This is a genomic window from Nocardia farcinica (assembly GCF_029867845.1).
Taxonomy (GTDB): Bacteria; Actinomycetota; Actinomycetes; order Mycobacteriales; family Mycobacteriaceae; genus Nocardia; species Nocardia farcinica_A.
This window is the reverse complement of record NZ_JARWRU010000132.1, coordinates 1-1,203: the sequence shown is the minus strand read 5'-3', so window position 1 is coordinate 1,203 and position 1,203 is coordinate 1. Positions and strand designations below refer to the sequence as shown.

Genomic DNA, 1,203 nt, shown 5'->3' with positions numbered 1-1,203 from the left:
GGTCAGTCGTGGTTGACCCGATCATCGGGCAGATACTTCCCGTCTCCGGTGTCCACGTCATCGGATGCCAGCAGGACTGGCAGAGACCGAAGAACCCAGTCGCCTCACGCGCCCCCCGGCCGGGGGGGGCGGGGGGGGGGGGGGGGTGGGGCGGGCGCGGCTTTTGTCCTGGTGGCCGGGCTGCGGGGGGTCGAGGGGCGGGGGGCGGGGCTGGCGTTGGCCTGGGCTGTGCTGCGCGGGCGGCCGGGCACGGCCGTGGCCCGGCACAGCGGACTGCCGATCGCGCCGTACTACCAGGTGGTCGCGCTGGCGGCGGTGCCGTCAGGACCGCCGGATGAACAGGCGGCCCGTGGGTCGCGTGGTGTGCCCGCCGCGGTCGCCGAGGTGCTCGGCGCCGAGACGCCCGGGCTGCTCGCGCACACCGGTGGCACTTTGTTGCTGGCGCGCGTGCCCGGCGAGCCCGAGTTCACCGCCGAACTGCTGGCCGAACTGTCGGCGGCGGCCGGGTCGGCGCTGGCGGCGACCGCGATGGTCGCCGCGGCCGGGCAGGTGCCCGAGGCCGCCGAGCAGGTCCACGAGCTGCTCGAGCTGGCCCGCCTGGCCGGACGCGGTCCCGGTCTGCACGGGCTCGACGACCTGGCGATGGAGTACCAGCTCACCCGCGACGGTCCGGCGGGCAGGCAGCTGGCGCGCCTGCTCGACCCGCTAGAAGCCCACCCGGAGCTGTTCGAGACCGCGCGGGCCTATCTGCGCAACGACATGAACCGCAGGCTCACCGCCAGGCAGCTGTTCGTGCACCCCAACACCGTCGACTACCGGTTGCGCCGGATCGGCAGGCTCACCGGCATCGATCTGGCCACCGCCGCGGGGATCGCCCAGGCCACCGCCGCGCTGCTCGCCCGCGATATGGACCGGACGGGCCGGGACCGGACGGGCCGGACCGGGGACATGTGGGACGAGGCGGACGCGCGGCGCGGCTGAGCACCGGCCGAGACCGTTTCCCGCTCCCCTCTCGATGCCGTTTCGTGCTGGTCACGGCGCGGTGGAGGCGAGATGCTTGAACCCCGTGAGTCTGGATGGTGAACAGATGCGCATTGCGGAGATCCTGCGTAGGAAGGGCAGTCAGGTGGCCACCGTCGGACCGGAGACGACGGTGCGCGAACTGCTCGGCGTGCTGGCCGAGCACGACATCGGCGCGGTGGT

1 protein-coding gene is annotated in these 1,203 nt (G+C 73.7%); it reads left to right on the top strand.

Annotation, left to right across the window (positions count from 1 at the left end; genetic code table 11):
* Nucleotides 1-171: 171 nt before the first annotated feature.
* Nucleotides 172-981 carry a PucR family transcriptional regulator gene (locus QH283_RS02550; protein WP_280501405.1) on the top strand — a complete coding sequence of 270 codons (810 nt, stop codon included), beginning with the start codon at nt 172-174 and terminating at the stop codon, nt 979-981.
* The last annotated feature ends 222 nt before the right edge of the window (nt 982-1,203 follow it).